Origin of the sequence: Litoreibacter albidus, from assembly GCF_900107015.1 — a bacterium.
Classification (GTDB): domain Bacteria; phylum Pseudomonadota; class Alphaproteobacteria; order Rhodobacterales; family Rhodobacteraceae; genus Litoreibacter; species Litoreibacter albidus.
The window spans coordinates 87,295-104,341 of sequence record NZ_FNOI01000007.1 but is presented as its reverse complement, the minus strand read 5'-3'; the positions used below and the strand labels follow the sequence as shown (position 1 = coordinate 104,341).

Here is a 17,047-nt window from a genome sequence, read left to right as displayed (position 1 = left end):
GCCCCCGGCGGCTTGTCCGCCAGGGGCTCGCGGTTATGCGATATCAGTCGACGTCCATGTCATAGGCCCACAGGAACTTGTCCACGCGAGGCACCAGTGTCACGCCATCCCGCACGGCGTAGATGTCTTGCTCATAGTGAACAGGGATCATCGGGATGTCCGCCATCAGAATCTTAGTCGCCTCCTGAAGGTAGGCATCACGCTGCTCCACATCGGGGGTGGAGTCCGCCTTGTCGACAAGTGCGTCCATCTCCGCGTTCGAGTAGGACCCGCGGTTAACCTGACCGTAGCCGTCCTTCTTGTCGCGCGTGTAGAACAGCGCGCCGTACATCGAGCCGGCATCGCCTGCTGGAACATCCCAGCCGCTCATGATGAAGCTGGAGTTCTCGGTCGGCACGCGAATGTGGCCCCAGAAGTTCGATTTCGGCATGATGTTCAGCTCCAACGTCACCCCGATTTTGGCCAACATAGAGGCCAAAGCCTGCGCAATCTGCGCATCGTTGACGTAACGGTTGTTGGTTGCATCCAACGTCATGGTGAAGCCGTCAGGATAGCCCGCATCCGCCATCAGCGCTTTGGCCTTTTCGATATCCAGCGGATACATCTCGCGGAAGCTCATCCCGTCAACGTAGCCGATATGCGACGATGGCACGAACTGGTCACTTGGAGTGGCCAGACCGTTCATGACGATCTTGTTGATCGCATTAACGTCCACGGCCCGTGCAATAGCTTCGCGTACGCGCTGGTCCGTCATCGGGTTCTTGCCCTCGATGGTCGGGGACTGCTCACGCATGTCCATCGCAAGCACAACGTTCAGCAAGCTTGGCCGCGTCACGACGCTGTAGCCGTCTTCCTTTTTGACGCGGTCAACATCGCGCACGGCCAAGTCTTGAATGACATCCACTTCCCCCGTCAGCAGCGCTGCGGTGCGGGTCGCGGGATTTGTGATGGGGCGGAACGTGACGTTCTTGATCTTCGGCTCACCCGCCCAATAACCGTCATTGGCGGTCAGGGTCAGCTTCTCTTCCTTGATCCATTCGCCCAACTTGTACGGACCCGTGCCCATAGGCATCAAATCCATCTTCTCGTCGCCGGTAGCGGTGGTGTACTCCTCATCAAGGATAAGCAGTTCGGCCAGATCATTTGGCAACACAGCGTAGGGTTTCGGTGTCTTGATCTCGACCGTGTAGTCATCAACTGCAGTCACAGAGGCCACATTTGCCACCAAATCAGGCCGGATCGACTCGCGGGCCTTATTGACGGTGTAGACCACGTCCGCTGCAGTGAAGGCGTTGCCGTTGTGGAACGTCACGCCTTGGCGCAGCTTGAAGCGCCATGTGATCTCATCCACGTTTTCCCAGCTTTCAGCAAGGCCTGGCCCGAACGACAGGTCGGCCCCTCGCTTCACCAAAGGGTCGTAGAGATGGTAATACATGATATTCGATGACAGCTCCTCCCCCGCGAGCGGGTACAGGTGGCTTGGGTCTGATGTCAGACCAATCATCACGGATTTATCCTGCGCAAATGCGGCACCGGCGGCTGCGATGGCGACGCCAACAGCCCCTGCACGCAGCGCTGTGTGAGATAGATATTTCATGGAAACTCCTCTGTGTTGGTAAATCAAGTGAACAGTCGTCGGAGCCGGTTTACCGACCCTCTTAGTTGTTAGTTTCGGAGATTTTTGGTCAGTGGCCCGGCTTCGCCGTTTGCACTTCAATCTGATAGCCTTCGGGGTCATTCATCACGAACGCTCGTATGCCCAATTCTTCGCTGTCGCGCGGGGCGGTCAGCCCGTCCACATCATTTGCGGCAGCCCACGCATGCCACGCATCCACGTCGGGTACCCTGAGACAAATCTGAACGGTCTTCGCTTCCGCCCAGTTTTGCATGCCCCGCGCCTCATCGACCAAGCCAATATGCGCCTGACCATCAATGCGGTAGATTTTGGACCACCCCTGATCAATCGCCAGATCAAAGCCCAAGATATCCTCGTAGAAGGTCATCGCCTTAGGGAGATCGCGGTAATACTGGAAGGTGATGGCCAGAACGATGCCGTCCGTTGGCCGCTGGGCTGTCTGCGCGGTCATAGTGTATCCCGTAATCTACATAATTGGTATGCAAATGGTATACACATAGTATGCAGAGTCAAGAATGACGGTCAGAAAAACTGACTGCGCCCGGCAGGAGTTTTCAAAATGGGTGATAAATGTGCGCTATAATCGCCGCGCGCACATTTGCTAGGTGCTCTTTCATCGCTGCCGCCGCCTGCTCCGGCGCTTTGGCCGTAATCGCGTCGATAATCGCCAAATGTTCATGGCACCCTGGAATAAGGCGATCGGGTATCGACCCTTGGTCGTACATCCGCGTTTTAGTCTTTAGCCCCTCGATCAATTCGATCAGCAGCTTTGACCCCGCCATGCGCGCAATGGCGAAATGAAGCTTCATATCTAGCGCGGTATGCTCTGCAGCACTAGGCGGCGGGCCTTCGAGTATAGCCGCAACCTCAACGCGAAGTACCTTTATTTCCTCGTCGGATTGGCCTGAAATCGCTGCTTTCCTTGCAGCTTCACACTCCAGCAAGCTTCGCACATGCAGTATTTCCATGATGTCGCCCAGCGACACGCTATTTACCACCGGAGTGCCGCCTGCCCCCCTGACCGCAAGGCCTTCGCTGATCAACTGCCCGATAGCTTCGCGCACTGGCGTACGGGAAACGCCCAAGTGATCTGCGAATTTCTTCTCGCTCAATCGCGCTCCCGGCTCTAGCGTTCCATCCAAAATCATGGCCTTCATCCGCTCGAAGGTAGAGTCTCCCAATGTCTGCACTGCGTCGGCCATCACAATTCCTCCTCCAAGCGCCAAACCTTTCGGTCAATTTACGCGCATCGTCTTTCAATACTTTGTAAACGGTATACACTCGGTATATCAACTTTCAAAATCTTAGCTTCGAGGCCGCAATGCAGAACTCCCACTTCGACTTAACTATCCATGGCGGCACCGTCGTTACTTTGCAAGGCGTGCAAAAAGTCGACATCGGCATCGTGGACGGCAAAATTGCAGAAATCGCGACATCTCTGTCCCGCGCTAGCAAGCGCCAGATCGACGCCACCGGACGTTACGTGCTGCCAGGCGGTGTGGATACGCATTGCCATATCGAGCAGATTTCCGGCGCAGGACTGATGAACGCCGATACATTCGAGACCGCGACCCGTTCAGCGGCCTTGGGCGGCACAACGACGACCGTGTCCTTCGCCGCGCAACATCCCGGTCAGCGAATGCGCCAAGTCGTGGCAGACTACAGAGCGTTGGCCCGCAAGGGCGCTGTTATTGACCACGCCTTCCACATGATCGTCGCAGACACTAGCAACGGCAACCTGTCGGAAGACATTCCGCAGCTGATTGCGCAGGGGCACCGCTCCATCAAGATTTTCACGACTTACGACAAGGTGCGCCAAGACGATAAATCCATCCTCGACATTCTGGATGTGGCCAAGCGTGACGGCGCGGTCGTGTGTTTTCATGCTGAGAACGATGGGCTGATCCGTAACATGACGGAGAAACTGCTGGCAGAAGGAAGGACTGCGCCCAAGTACCACGCCGCCTCCCACCCGCGGGAGGCGGAGATCGAAGCCATCGAACGGATGTGTCGTTTCGCCGAATTTACCGGCGCGCGAGTGGTGATCTTCCACGTCTCCACCCGCGAGGGCGCGGAGATAGTGCGGCAAGCCCGTGCGCGCGGCATAAACGTGCAAGCCGAAACCTGCCCGCATTACTTGTTCATGACCGTCGACATATTGGAAAGCCGCGACCCCGCCCGTTTCATGTGCTCCCCGCCGCAAAGAACCGTCGGCGACCAAAACGCGCTCTGGGATGCCATCGCCGATGGCACGATTGAACTGGTGACATCCGACCACGCCCCCTACCGCATGGACGCCAGCGGAAAGTTTGCGCATGGCACGGACGCGCCGTTCAATAAAATCGCCAACGGGATGCCAGGGTTGGAAACACGCCTTCCGCTTATGTTCGACGCAATGGTGAGTAAGGGCCGCGCAACGTTGGAAGCTTTCGTCGACCTCACCGCGACGGCACCCGCCAAGGCGTTTGGCTTGCACGGCAAGGGCTTGATCGCGGAAGGCTACGACGCAGACATCGCGATATGGGATCAGACCCTTACCAAAACCTATGGCACCAACGACCTTAGCGACAACGTCGGCTACAACCCTTTTGAAGGAACAACCGTCACTGGGATGCCCGTCACGGTTGTGTCGGGTGGGCGCGTCATCGTGCGCGACACTGAATTTGAAGGGGTTGCAGGCAGTGGCGCGTGGCTAAAAATGGCGCCCCCCACCGCCTGACATTCCTAATCGCCCAGATCAATCGGGCCGTGTTCCGCATAAGCATCACCGGGGCCGGGATTTGATTTAGAGGACTGCCCGCCCATGTGGTTCATCACCCCCCAGACGGCGTTCAATGCCGTCTGGACCGCGCCTTCAACCCACGCAGGCGTCCAACTGATACCGTCTCCCGCAAGGAATAGCCCGCGCTGCTCTGCTGGCATCTCGGATTGCACGAAGTGCCCATACATCCGGTGGTTGTATCTGTAGTGGCCAGGCAACGCCCCCTTGAACGCCCCTAGAAAGTTCTCGTCACTCTCCCAGCTCACAGTAATGGGGTTGCCGACGATGTGCTTGGCGATATCAACGTCGGGGTAAATCTTGCGCAGCGAGTCCAAGGCAAGTTCCACCCGTTTCTCCACCGACAGCGGCTCCATCTTGAGCGCATCGGACATCCACGAATAGGTCAGGCAGATTACCGCAGGTTCATTCGGGCCGTTCTCGAACAAATAGGTGCCCCGCGTCATCCGGTCCGTCAGCGTCACACTCATCACTTCTCGGCCCGTTTTCGGGTCGCGGTCACGCCAGAACGGTCGGTCTACCATCACAAAGGTTTTGGACGACTGCATATAACGTGTGCGGTCCAGCGCCATCCACATTTTTTGGCTCAGCAGACGTTCTTCAAAGTCCATCGACGTAGTCATCAGCCAACTTTGACAGGTGCTGATAATTGCGTCGTATTTCTCGCTGCGGCCCCATCTGTCAGTAATCACAAACTGCCCGTCCGTGCCCTCACGGTGCACCTTCACGACCCCCGGCAAAGTGGAGCCACCGTGTAGCTTCTCAAGTGTGGTACCCTTAGGCCAATGCATAAGATTTCGCGGCGCACGGGTCCACAAACCACGCGGAACCTGCTCCACGCCGCCCACCATGAAACGCTGATCGTCGTCGAGACCCAACAGGTTTACGCGTAAAATTTCCAGCATCGAGTTTGGGAAATCACTGTCCCAGCCGCCCGTGCCAAAACCGACCTGACCGAAGACTTCGCGGTGCCTGAACGACAGCTTTTTGAACGCATCAGACGACGCGATGAAATCATAGAAACTACGGTCGTCCCATTCGCGTACAATCGGGTTCCACAGCTCCTTTACCAGTGCTGCGTCGCGGTTTTTAATCGCCGCCTGCAACGCGCCGAATTGGGCATGATCTTCCAACGCGCGGTTGTAGGCATCACCCACTTCTCGGAACAACGGCGGCAGGTCATCAATCGTTTCCGCGTAGAGCGTCTCTCCTGCCAGATCGATAACCGTTGATCCCGCAGCTGTGGTTAGTGGGTTCGGAAAGGGACGCGTCTCAATACCCAGCTTGTCCACGTAGCGGTAGAACGCAGTAGACGAGATCGGAAAGCGCATACCGCCCAATTCAGCGATCGCGGTGCTGGAGCCTTCAAACTGCTGGCTCCGCAGCCGCCCACCAAACTGGCCCGACTCGTAGACAACTGGGCGCAAGCCCAGCTTCATCAATTCATAGGCTGAAACGATCCCCGAGATACCAGCCCCGATAATAGCGACCTTACGCCCGTGACTTTGCGCGGGGACGGTCCCGATGCCATCAGGGCTATTGATCCAATCATCAAACGAGAACGTGAAGTCTGGACCAAATGCGGTCACGTCTGGGATTGGCCGTCCGGCTTCAGTCATCGCTCGAAACTCCAGTTGTGATGTTGCCATAAACCTCCGGCCTCAAACCGGACAGGTAGTTTAGGTTTTGCCGCACCGATGCAACATCCGCGCGATTCATGTTTGCCATAAGCAACGCCTCGCCTTGACCAGCCCGTGCGACATCCTCGCCGTTGGGGCCACAGATGCAAGACAACCCGCAGTAGTCAAAGCCGCCTTCCGTCCCGCAGTAATTCGCGTAGACAACGAAAAGACCGTTTTCTTCTGCGCGGGCTGGGACCAATCGCTTCGAGACGCCCTCATATGGGATCATGTTTGCGGTAGGCGTTAAGATAATGTCAGCGCCATCTAAGGCATAAGCTCGGGCGAGTTCTGGAAATTCGATATCAAAACAGATCGCCAGAGCCACCTTCCAGCCTTTGAATGCCACAATATTTGAGCGGGCCTTGCCGGCGGAGAACTGGGCGCGGTCCACATCCCCGTAGAGGTGGGTTTTGCGGTAACGTGCGCGCATGGTCCCCGCCCCGTCAACCAGTTGCACTGCGTTGAAAATACCGCTGTCACCCTCACCTAACTCAGGATAGCCGAACAAGATGCCAATGCCCGTATCTTTTGCAATCTCACCGACGCGCTGCGCATTTGGGCCGTCAAAAGGTTCTGCCAAGCGATGCACTTCGTCCGCACCGATGTTGTAACCAGTCAGATACATCTCCGGCGTGATCAGCAGATCGCATCCCTCCGCATTGGCCTCACGCGCTGCGCGCTCGAGCCGCGCCATGTTCTCGGACACGGCTAGCGGTCGCGATGCCACTTGCATGCAACAGATCTTCATTGCCCCTCACCCCTCGAAACTTGGCGCAAGGTAACGACGGAAATGAAAAATGTTCAACCAAGATAGTGTCACGAAAAAGCGCGCACCATTTCTGATGCGCGCCTCTCCAGTTTTTCGCAGGTATCAGTTAGCCGCGAGCTGTGCCGGCAAACGGAACGTCCACAGCAGCCCACCTTGGTTAAGGTAGTTCACCTTTTTGGCGACCTCACCGCCCCAAAGTGGAACCGCGCCGCCCCAGCCTGAGATCACGGTCACATACTGCTCACCGTCCTGCTCCCAAGTGATCGGTTGGCCGATCACACCAGAGCCCGTCTGGAAGGACCAGAGTTGCTCACCCGTCTCATCGTCGAAGGCGATAAATTCACCCTCCGGCGTGCCAGTGAATACCAGACCACCGGCTGTGGTCATCACGCCGCCCCAAAGGGGTGCGTTGTTTTTGAACTCCCACTTGGTTTCGCCTGTGTCAGGGTCGATAGCCTTCAAGCTGCCAATGTGATCGTCGTAGTTTGGCTTGATCGTGAAGCCCGACCCCAGATAGGCCGCGCCTTTCTTGTAGGTGATAGGCTCGTTCCAGATATCCATGCCCCATTCGTTCGAGGGAACATAAAACAGGCCAGTCTTGGGGCTGTGCGCCATCGGCATCCAGTTCTTGCCACCAAGGAATGACGGCGAAGAGAACACGACCTCGCCTTTCTTACCGTCCGCCGCAGCACTTGGATCGCCTGGGCGGTTGTCTTCCGCAAAGATCGGGCGGCCCGTGTCGTCTATACCCTCTGCCCAAGTGATATCCTTGACGAATGGCACCGCCGAAACGAACGCGCCGTCTTCACGGTTCAAGACGTAGAAGAACCCGTTTCGGTCCGCCGTCGCATAGCGCTTGTTGCCGGAACGATCCTCATAGGCCACGACCTCATTTACGCCGTCGTAATCCCAGCCTTCGCGCGGTGTGGTCTGATAGTGCCATTTGATCTCACCTGTCGCGGGATCAATACCCAGCCGAGAGGCCGCATAAAGGTTATCGCCAACATTGCCCTCTGTGGGCGCGCCAGCGTTCCGTAGGTGGCTGTTCCACGGCGCGGGGTTGCCAGTGCCGAACACCAGCGTGTCGGTATCCGCATCGTAAGAGCCGCCAAGCCAGGTGGCACCGCCACCCGTCTTCCACATGTCCCCCGGCCAGGTCGCGTTCAGCGTCCCTGTCATGGTGCTTTCCTCGCCATTCAGGGTGCCCATGTGCCCCTCGATGACGGGACGTGTCCAAACAATGTCACCAGTCTCAGCGCTGCGCGCCTGGACTTCACCAACAATGCCGAATTCGCCGCCGGAGTTGCCCGTGATGATCAAACCGTTCACGATCAGCGGCGCGGCGGTGTAGCTATACCCCGCCTTATAATCCGCAATTTTCTTGTTCCAGACAACATCGCCGGTTTTCTGGTTCAACGCGACGATCCGCGCATCAAGTGTGCCGAAATAGATGTTCTCGCCGTAGATCGCAGCCCCGCGGTTCACCACGTCGCAGCAGGGCAAAATACCCTCTGGCAAGCGGGCATCGTACTGCCACAACTCTTGGCCCGTCTTAATATCAATCGCATACATCCGGCTGTAGGATCCGGTGATATACATCACGCCGTCATGCACAATTGGCTGTGTTTCCTGACCGCGCTGTTTCTCCCCTCCTAGGCTGAACGCCCAAGCGGGAACCAAATTCTTCACGTTCTCCTTGTTGAGGATTTCCAAGGGGGAATGTCGCTGCAGATGCCGCCCCATCCCGTTGGTCAAAACGTCCCCCGTAGATGCCGTGTCGTTGGCAAGCATCTCTTCCGTCACGCCGCCGTGGCCATCTGCAAATGCTGCGGTTGCCAACATGCTGGCCGTGGCCGCGATGATGAACCTGTTCATAAGTTGTTTCCTCCCTGAGCCCCAAACTCGGGGCATGCCGTTCGGGCCAACGCGCAAATAAACAGGCGCAATTGGTCCCCTTCAGCAGTATTCGTACAAAGCCCCAACCTAGATATTGAACATTAGTCGTAAGACCCTCAGCCCCTTGACATGCACGCTTTCAAGGCGTTTTGGGCAGCCCGACTCGGCGCAGCACATGCGCTCTAGGCGGGCCTTTGGTCGTATTCCCCTGTCGGAAGTTTTGGCTACTCTAAGCGCAACAGGGAGGCAGATATGACACTTGTGAAAAAACTCGTCGCGACGGCCATCGCCGCGCTGATCACGACAACCGCTTGGGCCGAGGCCCCAACATTGCGCGCGGCGGTCCTGAAGTTCGGCACCGTCAATTGGGAGCTGAACACAATCAAGCATCACGCCCTCGATGCGGACAACGGTTTCACGCTCGACGTGCAAGGCATGGCGGGTGGGTCAGCCGCAAAAGTTGCGTTCCAAGGCGGGGAAGCGGACGTGATCGTGTCCGACTGGCTCTGGGTTGCACGCCAACGCGCGGCTGGCAAAGACTACGTCTTCATCCCCTACTCTAAAGCCGTAGGTGGCGTGCTGGTCGGCAAAGACAGCACCGCGCAAACCTTGGCCGAGCTCAAAGGTGCAAAGATCGGGATTGCGGGCGGGCCGCTCGACAAAAGCTGGCTTATTCTACAGGCCTACGCCGAGAAGAACTTCAACATGGACCTGAGCGAGGAGACCGAGCAGGTCTACGGCGCCCCGCCTCTCATCTTCAAATCCGCCCTGTCCGGCGAAGTGTCCGCCGCGATCAACTACTGGCATTTCATGGCGAAAATGGAAGCCTCCGGCATGCGCAAGCTGGTGGATGTGACAGAGGCCGCCGCAGACCTAGGTCTTGATCCGAATACGCCCCTGCTAGGTTACGTGGTAAAAGGCGAATTGCTGCGCGACGCTCCAGAGTTGGTTCAGGGGCTTGCCGCTGCATCGCGCGCTGCGAAGGATTTACTTGCAACGAACGACGCAGAATGGGAGCGCCTTCGCCCGAAAATGAACGCGAAAACTGACGCGCAGTTTGAAGCGTTAAAAGCAGGCTTTCGCGCAGGAATCCCCGCCCCTGGCCCCGTGGATGAAGACGCCGCCGCACGCATGTTGGACTTGATGGTGCAACTGGGTGGCAAGGAACTTCTGGGCGATACTACCGAATTGCCGAAGGGGACATTCTTGCGAAGCGGGAGTTAATCCACTGCAACACGCAGCCACTGTGCCAAACTTCTCCCAAGCGGGTCACGCACTTGACCTGCGCTTGAACGGCCTCACTCTCGGGGCCGTTCAGGTTTTGGGGGCTTTCGACTTGAGCATCGCAAGGGCCGAGACTGTGGCGCTGACCGGCCCGTCCGGTGTCGGCAAAACATCGCTTCTGCGGATCATCGCGGGGCTGGAAGATCGCTACGATGGCAACTGCCATGTCGCTGGGCGGGTCGCCATGGTCTTCCAAGAGCCGACACTTTTGCCGTGGCGCACCCTGCAAGACAATCTGTGCATCGCTTGCAACATACCCCCTGGTGACGCGATATCGGCCCTTGCCAACGTAGGGCTGGCAGATCGCGCACAAGACTTTCCAAACGCGTTGTCTCTAGGGCAACAACGACGCCTGTCTCTGGCAAGGGCCTTCGCGATAAAGCCTGACCTGCTGCTTATGGATGAGCCGTTCGTGTCGCTGGATCCGGCCTTAGTGGACGACATGATGGAACTCTTCGCCAAGCTCCGTGCGGCTCACACCGTAACAACAATATTGGTCACTCATGTAGAAGCCGAAGCCCAACGCCTAGCCAGCCGCATCGTGACATTGGGCGGCGCGCCTGCGCAGATCACCCGCGATATTCAGAACAATGGGGCGTACTTCCAGTCATCGGCATCTGGGGTGACTTCGTCCAAATCGTAACCTGCCCCTTGCAACCGCTTGGCGATTTGCAGGCCGTCACTCGCGGCTTCGTCTACGTACTGGCGACCAAGAGACGTGTCTTGTGCCACACCGTGGCCACGCATCAAGTCCAGCCCGTAGTTGAACTTACCCACCGGATCGCCCGCATCTGCTGCCCGCCGGTCCCACTCTGCCGCTGCATCAGGGTCGTACTCGCCGCCTAACCCGTTGTTGTCCAACTGGCTCATCCACGTCATAGCGCCAGTGTAGCCAGCCGCAGCGCAAGCTTCAAAGATTGCACGAGCCGCGCTGTGGTTCCCCGCCTTGGTTATCGCGTAACCACTGGCGCAGATGTTCATATCAACCTCGCCCCGTTGGGCACGTTCGGTGATCGACCCCCAAGTCATTTCCTCGGGGTTCAAAGTACCAAGTTCTTCGCCAGTCTGGGCCAAGGCCGGTGAGGTTGTCAGAAACAAAATCGTTGCAATAAACTTCATGAACTATCCTCTCTTCGCTAAACCTGTACGGGCGGGATTATACCCCCAAACCGCAACAAAAGTAAAAATGACCGCAGCCGACAGGCTCCAGAACAGCGCGGTCCCATTGAAGTTGGCGTAGAGCGCGAAGCGGATTAACTCCACCGCCTGAGTGAAGGGGTTGATCGCGCAGATTTTGTATAGCAGCTCGGAGCTTTCTGCCATTTTCCACAGCGGATATAGCGCGGATGACAAAAAGAACGTTGGGAAGATCACGAAATTCATGACGCCAGAGAAGTTTTCTAGCTGCTTGATGAAGCTCGATAACAGCAAACCCAGCGCCCCCAGCATCACCCCCGCTACGACCAAAGCGGGTAGCACTGTTACATAGCCTATCAGGGGCATGGTGATGCCGAAGGCAGCGGCTATGCCGAGAAAGGCGTAGACCTGTAGAACTGAGATCGCGGTCGATCCGATTAGCTTGCAAAACAACAGCCACCAGCGGGGCAACGGGCTGGTTAATAGCAGCTTCATCGACCCCATTTCACGATCATACACGAGGCTAAGCGAAGACTGCATGCCGTTGAACAGCAAGACCATGCCGCACAAACCCGGTACGATATATGTCTCATAGGTGATATAGGTCTGGTATGGGGGAATGATGCTGAGCCCCAAAGCCGCCCGAAACCCAGCGGCGAAGACCAGCAACCACACCAACGGGCGCACAAGCGCCGCAATAAAGCGCTCGCGTTGGTGAACGAACCGCAGCGCCTCACGTTTGACGATCGCCGAAAGGGACGTCAGGTAGGCATTCATACAGACGCCCCCGTCAGTTCCAGAAACCGCTCTTGCAAGGGCGTGTCACCACACATGTCTTGGCAAATGCCATCAGCCAAAACACGCGCGTTGTGCAAAACGATCAGCTGATCGTCAGGTGCGACCTCATCCGTCAGATGCGTTGCCCAAAGCACGGTCGTGCCGTCGCTGGTGAGGTCATGGACGTGCCCCGTGATCGACGCCCGCGCCGCGGCGTCCAAGCCCACTGTCGGCTCATCCAGAAGCAAGACAGCGGGATCATGTATCAGCGCGCGCGCGATTTCCGCCCGTCGCCTATGACCGCCGTTCAAGGATCGGGCCTTCTCGTCAGCCCTTGCCAACATATCCAACTTGCGCAGACACGCCTCGATCCGCTGTGCCGCATCTCTGCCGGATATTCCGTGCAATGACGCAAAATAGCTCAGGTTCTGTCGAACCGTTAGATCAAGGTCCAATGTCGATTGCTGAAATACAATACCAAGATTTGCTAATGCGGCACGCGGCCCTGTCGCCAAATCATGCCCCGCGATCCTGATCCGCCCTTCAGGTGACGTAAACAGCCGTGTCAGCAAGTTAAACAGCGTCGACTTGCCAGCCCCGTTGGGGCCCAGCAAAGCGCAAAACTGCCCCGTCTTTACGGTGAAGCTGACATCATCCAGCGCCCGCTTCGCACCGTATGCGTATCCGAGATTGGCGACCTCGATCCCGTTCATTCAATCGTAATTTCGACCCGTTGGGTTTCGCCCTCTGTGCCCGGAATTTTCATATGGTAGCGGCCAGGTTTGATCGCGACAAAGCCTATTTCCATCTCTCCGGCTTCATCGAATTCGATGCTGTCCAAGCCGAGCGGACGTATCTCCAACCCTTCGACAACGATCTCGTCAATCCAGATGGCACGAAAAAATTCAGCGCCAGCAAGCGCCAGTTCCTGCGACCCGTCGCCGATGATCTCAAACTCGTAGTAGGTTCCCGACTTCAAAGTCCAAGGGCCCTCCGAAATAGGCTCCCCCGAGGACAGTTTGATCGGGGGGAGGTCTTCTTTATTCTTGCCCGACAGCAAACCGGCTGCCCCGAGGCCGTCGGCCAATGCTGGTGCCGCGCTGAGCGCGAACGCGGCGACAAGGGCAGTGCTAAGCACTTTCGTAATAGCGGTAATCATCGTCGGAATCCTTCTTTTGATCATTGCAAATCTAATGACTTGTTAAGGTCTAAAGGCCGCCCCCCATGGGAAGCGACCCACCTTGATTGACTTGACCGCCTTGCGCGAGGCGACATCTACGACAGTCACATCACCAGACACGCCATTGGTGGTGAAAAGCTGCGTCTTGTCCGCGTTGAACGCCATGTGCCACACGCGCCGCCCCACCAGAATGTAGTCCTCCACCTCGAAGGTTTCGGCATTTACCACGGCAACGTGGTTCGACGGGCCAAGGGCCACAAATGCAAACTTGTCACCTTTGGTGAATTCAAAACCCACTGGCTGTACGCGGTCAGGATGGACGCCTTGAACTTCAAAGGTAATCTTGGCCTGTTCCATTTGGGTAGCGGTGTCGAACACGGTCAACGTTCCCCCAATCTCGGAGCTGACCCACATCTGCGTGCCATCTTTTGCGAATTCAGCGTGTCGCGGGCGACTGTCCACCAATGTGTTCGCAAATAATTCCTGCGTTTCCGTGTCAATCCAATGCGCCATGTTAGTGGTCTCTGACGTAGTGATGGCAATCTTACCGTCCGGCGAAACAGCCATGCCTTCCGGCTCCACCCCAACATCTATTTGCGCCACGACTTTGCGGGTCTGGGTGTTCACCACTGTTGTGATCGCATCGTCTTCATTGGCAATGTACAAATGCGTATCGTCTGGATGGAGGACGAATTGCTCTGGGTCCTCGCCCGATGGCAAGTCGTGCAGAATTTCACCCGTTTCTGGGTCCATAACCTGAACCGCGTCACTATCCGATGCGCAGATATAAACCCGCGAGTAATCCTTGGAGAACGTGATGCCGCGTGGGCGCTCTCCGGTCTCGTAGGTCTGGATCACTTCCAGGCTGTCCGTGTCGATTACTGACACGGTGTCGTCCTTTTCATTGGTCACCCAAATCTGCCCCGCCAAACCGGCAGTGGTGGACAACAACACAGCCAAACCAGCGGTGCGGATACTTCGGCTCAGGATCATCGGAATGCCTCACATTTGCTTTCTGGGCGGTCCAGCCCAAGACTGTCGAGCTCATTGGTCTGGTGCAAAAAACCGTCCAACGGCGCTTGTGCGACCAGCGCCCGCGGGTGAACCACCGCGATAGGTTGGCGCAACTGACCATTCCAATCGCGGTACGTCAGCGGGCGGCCTTTAAATCCCGCCAACTCAAACGCATCCGAGAAAATGTAGCCGCGCAGCGCCTCGGCCTCTGCGGAATTTGTACGGGTCACGGCCTCCCCCAATGTGCGAAGCGCCGCCCATGCGGCGTAGTCCTGACTACGCATTTCCCGGTTGTTCTGGTCGGCAAACCGGCTTTGCAATTGCGCGGCGCCCCACTGCTCGATCACAGGTGACCAAGTGACGGCGGACAGCCCCTCCGACCCCGTGACAGGACGTGCCGCCCAAGTATTATAAAGCACGTAGCGGCCAAAATCCTGAAGCTCATCCGCCACTATCATCGCGTCGTAGTCGCCGAAGCTTTGGGTAAACAACGGTATTTCTTGGGACGCGGTGCGGCGCATGTCTGCGGCTTCGTCCCACTCTTTTTCATCCGAAAGCTTGAGGCCAAACTTGGTCAACGATCGACGCATAGCATCAGCATAAGCTTTGTCGTGCGGCGCGGTACCGGTGATCATCACCAGATCAGTCCACCTCTTTTGTACATAAACCTGCGCCAAAGCGTCAGTGCGCATCGCATCCGACGGAAGACTATGCAGAAGGTTCACGCGGCACGCGTCGTCTCGCAGGGCAATGTCGCCAGCAGACGTATTAAACAGCAGCGCACCCTCAGCATCGGGTAGATCGGCAATCTGCAGCAAAACCTCGGCGGGGGCGTCCAGCACTAGGTAAGGCGACGCCCCCAGCATTTCCTTGGCCGCACCCAGCACGTCACCATCCACGGGCACGCTTTGCGTGTTAAGCGTATATTCGTGACCCAAAAACTTGCCCGTCGTCTGGTTGTCTTTCAGACCAGTACGTGCGCCTGCGATCCCGATATCGTCCGGGATTGGGTCCAAGTTGGACAACGTTGGCGCAAGCGCCACCTCAACCCGCAGATACCCGACCGTCAGGTTCGGCTCTGCCAGACCGGACGATCCGGAAGCCGTCGCGGCAAGAAGCAGCGACGCTCCTATGATGTGATTGCGTACCATAGAAATAGGCTAGCAAGCAGCAAGCGACCCGTCGAACTAGACTTTGGTCGGGGGCCACACTGACCGCAACCAAAGTCCAATACCGCCCCCCGCAACTGCTGGATTACAAACTTGGAAAAGGACTATAGCGTCTAGGGAGGACCAGCATGAAACAGCTATCACTCAAGAGCATTTTGGCCGGCGGTCTGGTGCTTGCAGCCAGCACCGTTGTCTACGCCCATGGAGATGTGAACCCGCAGCCCGTGGATACCGCTGGCCTGCCTGAAACAGGGGAGGAATGGCTGACCGAGAACCCATACCGCGCAGATGCCGTAGGCGAAGATGTCTGGCTAAAAGCCATTGAGATTGGCGCCTCCGGATACAACCAAAATTGCGCACGGTGCCACGGATTGGAAGTGGTGTCCGGCGGCCTCGCCCCAGACCTGCGGTTCCTTGAAGCAGAGGAATACGGCGACGAATGGTTCGTGGAACGCTTCCGTACAGGCTACACGCAAAACGGTACCACTAAAATGCCAGCGTTTGGCGAATTGCTGGGCCAGGACGCAGCTTGGGCAATCCGCACATACGTCGAAACCCGTCCCGACGCCGATGCGATGGAAACCGTGGCAGAAGAGTTGATGGCGATGCGCGACCAATTGAACAGCTACTCCACAGACGCAACAGGTGCGGACGCGGACGCGCTAAAGTCCCGCCTGAGTGAGATTGCCAGCACCATCGAGACGTACTCCGGCGCGCCGATTGCAGACTCTGTCGCTTTCCGCGCGGCCAACCTGATCGACGGCTCCCCAGCGTCCTACAAATCGGCGGCAGAGACGTTGACCATCGGTCTCTCCGCAGCGAACTAGGTGCCGGGCCTCACAAAAACTGTCCTTTGCATGGGGCTGTTCCTATCGGGACAGGTCTATGCGGCGGATCCATGCGCCGACTATGTCTTACAGCCCAAGCCGCAAAACGTTGGCCGTGACATCGTTGGGCAGGAAATGGACGTGATCCAAGACCAAGGCCACATGCTGTTCGCCGTCTACGAAGACTATCCCCCTTACAGCTGGGAGGACGCCGGACAGCCACGCGGCGTTGACGTGGATATCGCAAAAATCATCGCTGAAGATATCGGCGTAGAGGCGCGGTTCAACTTCGTCTCCGCAGGGGAAAACCTGGAGTCGGACCTACGCAACAACATCTGGAAAGGCGCATTAATAGGCGGGCGTATTTCTAACGTCATGATGCGAGTTCCTTACGACAGCAGCTTCAAATGCCGTGTAGAGCAGGTTGTGTTTACGGGCCAATACGCCGCAGAGTCCGTGGCGATTGCATATAGCAAGGCCGCCTACCCCGACGAAAAGCCGGTCCCTGCTTATTTCAGGTTTGACCCTGTCGCAGTTGAGAACGATTCAATTTCCGACTTCTACCTGTCCTCTTTCGCAGGCGGTCAGCTATCGCAGAAAATCCAGAGATTCCCGAACATGGTGGACGCCATGGCGGCACTGAACGCCGGCGCGACGAAGGCCGCGATGGGACCACTGGCGCAACTAGAGCACGGATTGACCACGAAAACCTCTGTCCACCAACCACCTTTAGCAGGGTTCGCCGTCAGCAAATGGACGTTGGGTGTCGCGGTAAACTTTCGCTACCGCCCGCTGTCTTACACGGTGGACGATGCCATCAACGCAGCGTTACAGGATGGCCGCATCGCCGACATCTATGGCCAATACGGCCTGACCTTCCAACCGCCGGAAAGATAG

The 17,047-nt window shown here is 57.3% G+C and carries 17 protein-coding genes; 5 read left to right on the top strand and 12 right to left on the bottom strand.

Annotated features, from left to right (window positions below; translation table 11 throughout):
- Window positions 1–43 precede the first annotated feature (43 nt).
- From BLW66_RS14760 to BLW66_RS14750, 3 genes are all read right to left on the bottom strand, one after another.
- Entirely contained in the window at window positions 44–1,597 is a 1,554-nt protein-coding gene (locus tag BLW66_RS14760) for an ABC transporter substrate-binding protein (RefSeq protein ID WP_089947926.1), read from the bottom strand.
- 88 nt (window positions 1,598–1,685) lie between these two features.
- The gene (locus BLW66_RS14755; RefSeq protein WP_089947925.1) at window positions 1,686–2,087 is read right to left on the bottom strand and encodes a VOC family protein; all 402 of its coding nucleotides are present in this window, start codon (window positions 2,085–2,087) and stop codon (window positions 1,686–1,688) included.
- A gap of 103 nt (window positions 2,088–2,190) precedes the next feature.
- A complete protein-coding gene (locus BLW66_RS14750) occupies window positions 2,191–2,838 on the bottom strand; it encodes a GntR family transcriptional regulator (RefSeq protein WP_089947924.1) in 648 nt (215 codons plus the stop codon).
- A gap of 119 nt (window positions 2,839–2,957) precedes the next feature.
- Between BLW66_RS14750 and hydA the strand changes: the two genes are divergently transcribed.
- Window positions 2,958–4,355, top strand: coding sequence for a dihydropyrimidinase (hydA, locus tag BLW66_RS14745; RefSeq protein WP_089947923.1), 1,398 nt, complete (start codon window positions 2,958–2,960; stop codon window positions 4,353–4,355).
- Between the two features lie 5 nt (window positions 4,356–4,360).
- On the opposite strand, the gene BLW66_RS14740 is transcribed toward hydA, so the two are convergent.
- The 3 genes from BLW66_RS14740 to BLW66_RS14730 form a co-directional block, all read right to left on the bottom strand.
- Window positions 4,361–6,034: a flavin monoamine oxidase family protein gene (locus tag BLW66_RS14740; RefSeq protein WP_089947922.1), complete on the bottom strand. Its 1,674-nt coding sequence runs from the start codon at window positions 6,032–6,034 to the stop codon at window positions 4,361–4,363.
- Complete coding sequence (locus BLW66_RS14735) at window positions 6,027–6,830, bottom strand: carbon-nitrogen hydrolase family protein (RefSeq protein ID WP_211664278.1); 804 nt, start codon at window positions 6,828–6,830, stop codon at window positions 6,027–6,029. Before BLW66_RS14735 ends, BLW66_RS14740 begins: the two co-directional genes overlap by 8 nt.
- Before the next feature lie 138 nt (window positions 6,831–6,968).
- Window positions 6,969–8,741 (bottom strand): PQQ-dependent methanol/ethanol family dehydrogenase, encoded by a 1,773-nt coding sequence (locus BLW66_RS14730; protein ID WP_089947920.1) that lies wholly within the window; start codon window positions 8,739–8,741, stop codon window positions 6,969–6,971.
- A gap of 273 nt (window positions 8,742–9,014) precedes the next feature.
- On the opposite strand from BLW66_RS14730, the gene BLW66_RS14725 reads away from it, so the two are divergent.
- On the top strand, window positions 9,015–9,986 hold the full coding sequence (locus BLW66_RS14725) for an ABC transporter substrate-binding protein (protein WP_089947919.1): 972 nt from the start codon (window positions 9,015–9,017) through the stop codon (window positions 9,984–9,986).
- Between the two features lie 22 nt (window positions 9,987–10,008).
- Window positions 10,009–10,689: an ABC transporter ATP-binding protein gene (locus tag BLW66_RS14720; protein ID WP_244508664.1), complete on the top strand. Its 681-nt coding sequence runs from the start codon at window positions 10,009–10,011 to the stop codon at window positions 10,687–10,689.
- Here BLW66_RS14720 and BLW66_RS14715 read toward each other — a convergent pair.
- The 6 genes from BLW66_RS14715 to BLW66_RS14690 are packed head-to-tail and all read right to left on the bottom strand — an operon-like array spanning window position 10,629 to window position 15,305.
- Window positions 10,629–11,165, bottom strand: coding sequence for a tetratricopeptide repeat protein (locus BLW66_RS14715; protein WP_089947918.1), 537 nt, complete (start codon window positions 11,163–11,165; stop codon window positions 10,629–10,631). The two genes, BLW66_RS14720 and BLW66_RS14715, sit on opposite strands and share 61 nt — an antisense overlap.
- A gap of 3 nt (window positions 11,166–11,168) precedes the next feature.
- Complete coding sequence (locus BLW66_RS14710) at window positions 11,169–11,960, bottom strand: ABC transporter permease (protein WP_089947917.1); 792 nt, start codon at window positions 11,958–11,960, stop codon at window positions 11,169–11,171.
- Complete coding sequence (locus BLW66_RS14705) at window positions 11,957–12,673, bottom strand: ABC transporter ATP-binding protein (RefSeq protein WP_089947916.1); 717 nt, start codon at window positions 12,671–12,673, stop codon at window positions 11,957–11,959. Before BLW66_RS14705 ends, BLW66_RS14710 begins: the two co-directional genes overlap by 4 nt.
- Window positions 12,670–13,119: a hypothetical protein gene (locus BLW66_RS14700; protein ID WP_089947915.1), complete on the bottom strand. Its 450-nt coding sequence runs from the start codon at window positions 13,117–13,119 to the stop codon at window positions 12,670–12,672. The genes BLW66_RS14705 and BLW66_RS14700 overlap by 4 nt, the downstream gene beginning before the upstream one ends.
- A gap of 42 nt (window positions 13,120–13,161) precedes the next feature.
- Window positions 13,162–14,133, bottom strand: a complete 972-nt coding sequence (locus tag BLW66_RS14695) for a YVTN family beta-propeller repeat protein (RefSeq protein ID WP_089947914.1) — start codon at window positions 14,131–14,133, stop codon at window positions 13,162–13,164.
- On the bottom strand, window positions 14,130–15,305 hold the full coding sequence (locus BLW66_RS14690; protein WP_089947913.1) for an ABC transporter substrate-binding protein: 1,176 nt from the start codon (window positions 15,303–15,305) through the stop codon (window positions 14,130–14,132). The genes BLW66_RS14695 and BLW66_RS14690 overlap by 4 nt, the downstream gene beginning before the upstream one ends.
- A gap of 146 nt (window positions 15,306–15,451) precedes the next feature.
- Here BLW66_RS14690 and pedF point away from each other — a divergent pair, with 146 nt between their 5' ends.
- Window positions 15,452–16,150 carry a cytochrome c-550 PedF gene (gene pedF / locus BLW66_RS14685; protein ID WP_089947912.1) on the top strand — a complete coding sequence of 233 codons (699 nt, stop codon included), beginning with the start codon at window positions 15,452–15,454 and terminating at the stop codon, window positions 16,148–16,150.
- 30 nt (window positions 16,151–16,180) lie between these two features.
- On the top strand, window positions 16,181–17,047 hold the full coding sequence (locus BLW66_RS14680) for a substrate-binding periplasmic protein (protein ID WP_089947911.1): 867 nt from the start codon (window positions 16,181–16,183) through the stop codon (window positions 17,045–17,047).

Bases quoted from the DNA above. Each gene is read 5' to 3' on its own strand.
- BLW66_RS14690 (WP_089947913.1), bottom strand. From the start codon at position 15,305: ATGGTACGCAATCACATCATAGGAGCGTCGCTGCTTCTTGCCGCGACG.
- BLW66_RS14715 (WP_089947918.1), bottom strand. From the start codon at position 11,165: ATGAAGTTTATTGCAACGATTTTGTTTCTGACAACCTCACCGGCCTTG.
- BLW66_RS14760 (WP_089947926.1), bottom strand. From the start codon at position 1,597: ATGAAATATCTATCTCACACAGCGCTGCGTGCAGGGGCTGTTGGCGTC.
- BLW66_RS14695 (WP_089947914.1), bottom strand. From the start codon at position 14,133: ATGATCCTGAGCCGAAGTATCCGCACCGCTGGTTTGGCTGTGTTGTTG.
- pedF (WP_089947912.1), top strand. From the start codon at position 15,452: ATGAAACAGCTATCACTCAAGAGCATTTTGGCCGGCGGTCTGGTGCTT.
- BLW66_RS14710 (WP_089947917.1), bottom strand. From the start codon at position 11,960: ATGAATGCCTACCTGACGTCCCTTTCGGCGATCGTCAAACGTGAGGCG.
- BLW66_RS14725 (WP_089947919.1), top strand. From the start codon at position 9,015: ATGACACTTGTGAAAAAACTCGTCGCGACGGCCATCGCCGCGCTGATC.
- BLW66_RS14740 (WP_089947922.1), bottom strand. From the start codon at position 6,034: ATGACTGAAGCCGGACGGCCAATCCCAGACGTGACCGCATTTGGTCCA.
- BLW66_RS14705 (WP_089947916.1), bottom strand. From the start codon at position 12,673: ATGAACGGGATCGAGGTCGCCAATCTCGGATACGCATACGGTGCGAAG.
- BLW66_RS14680 (WP_089947911.1), top strand. From the start codon at position 16,181: ATGGGGCTGTTCCTATCGGGACAGGTCTATGCGGCGGATCCATGCGCC.
- hydA (WP_089947923.1), top strand. From the start codon at position 2,958: ATGCAGAACTCCCACTTCGACTTAACTATCCATGGCGGCACCGTCGTT.
- BLW66_RS14730 (WP_089947920.1), bottom strand. From the start codon at position 8,741: ATGAACAGGTTCATCATCGCGGCCACGGCCAGCATGTTGGCAACCGCA.
- BLW66_RS14755 (WP_089947925.1), bottom strand. From the start codon at position 2,087: ATGACCGCGCAGACAGCCCAGCGGCCAACGGACGGCATCGTTCTGGCC.
- BLW66_RS14700 (WP_089947915.1), bottom strand. From the start codon at position 13,119: ATGATTACCGCTATTACGAAAGTGCTTAGCACTGCCCTTGTCGCCGCG.
- BLW66_RS14750 (WP_089947924.1), bottom strand. From the start codon at position 2,838: ATGGCCGACGCAGTGCAGACATTGGGAGACTCTACCTTCGAGCGGATG.
- BLW66_RS14735 (WP_211664278.1), bottom strand. From the start codon at position 6,830: ATGCAAGTGGCATCGCGACCGCTAGCCGTGTCCGAGAACATGGCGCGG.